Origin of the sequence: Chryseobacterium carnipullorum (assembly GCF_900142785.1) — a bacterium.
GTDB lineage: Bacteria > Bacteroidota > Bacteroidia > Flavobacteriales > Weeksellaceae > Chryseobacterium > Chryseobacterium carnipullorum.
On sequence record NZ_FRCD01000052.1, the window covers coordinates 1 to 1,391 of the forward strand.

Below are 1,391 nucleotides of genomic sequence, written 5' to 3' on the forward strand. Positions count from 1 at the left end.
TGTCTAGTCCTGAAATATCGATACACAAAAAAAGCATCGTTATGGAAGAACATTTAGAAACCCAGTACGTCAAGCGTACGCAGCGAGATTACAATTTGAGTTTGAAGCTTCAAATAGTAAGAGAAATAGAAGCGGGAAAATCAGGAATTACCGACTGTCGGAAAAAATACGGTATACAAGCACGCTCTACGATTGTTAGTTGGCTTAGAAAATATGGTAACTTTGATTGGGAAAATCAAAATTCATTTACCATGAAAAAGACTCCGGAACAGCGTATTATGGAATTGGAAGCTGAAGTTAAACTGCTGGAAAAGCAGAAAGCATTTTTAGAGAAACAGGCTTATATCGCGGATAAAAAGGTGATATTTTTCGATATGATGATTAATCTTGCTGAGAAAGAATATGATATTGATATCAGAAAAAACTTACCACCCGGACAATCACCAGCTTCCGCAGTGAAGAGAAAGAAACCTTAATCTTTACCTGCGAATTGTTCGGATTGGATAGACAAGTCTATTACAGAAGTATCAAGCGGTATGAAAACTCACAAACTAAAGCTTCAAAAGTGATAAAACTCGTAGAAGATATTCGCGTAAAAATGCCAAAATTAGGAGGCAGGAAGCTGTATTTTCTATTAAAGGGACCTTTAAGATCCCTGAAAATAGGTAGGGATAAGTTTTTTGATATTTTGAGAGCCAATCATTTGCTCATAATACCCAAGAGGAGCTATCATATCACAACGAATTCTCATCATCGATTCAGAAAGCATAAAAACCTGATTCTGGATTATAGTATAAACAAACCCAACCAGGTTTGGGTGGCAGATATTACTTATATCGGGAACAGAAAAAAGCCGAGTTATTTAAGTTTGATAACCGATGCCTATTCAAAGAAAATCGTTGGGTATCATGTTGCAGACAACCTTAATACAGAAAGCAGTCTCGTAGCATTGAGAAAGGCATTAAAAAACAATAACATTGAAAAAGAACCACTGATTCATCATTCTGATAGAGGCTTACAATATTGCTCAAATGAGTATCAAAGGATTTTGAAAAAATATCAATTAAAATGCAGTATGACGCAGAATTCCGATCCTTATGAAAATGCTGTAGCAGAGAGAGTGAATGGTATTTTAAAACAAGAATTTGATATCGATAAATATGATATTGAAACTTCGCTCAGAAGAAAAATAGTAAATGAAGCTATTGGAATTTACAATGAATTACGACCTCATTTTTCAAATCATTATTTAACCCCAAATCAAATGCATCAACAAAAGAAAATCAAAATGAAAACTTATAAAAACAAAAACCAAAGCAAAAACAAATTTGCTCTGGTTTAATTATTTATTTTTGTCCTTTAATCTGTATCAGATTTTCAGGACTAGTCAT

Annotated in this window: 2 protein-coding genes; both read left to right on the plus strand. The window is 33.8% G+C overall.

Annotated features, from left to right (window positions below):
• Nucleotides 1-476: transposase (locus BUC06_RS24245; RefSeq protein ID WP_394363692.1), on the plus strand; the 476-nt coding region annotated here is incomplete at its 5' end.
• Nucleotides 477-499: 23 nt separating this feature from the next.
• Entirely contained in the window at nt 500-1,342 is an 843-nt protein-coding gene (locus tag BUC06_RS23290; RefSeq protein ID WP_262487944.1) for an IS3 family transposase, read from the plus strand.
• The last annotated feature ends 49 nt before the right edge of the window (nt 1,343-1,391 follow it).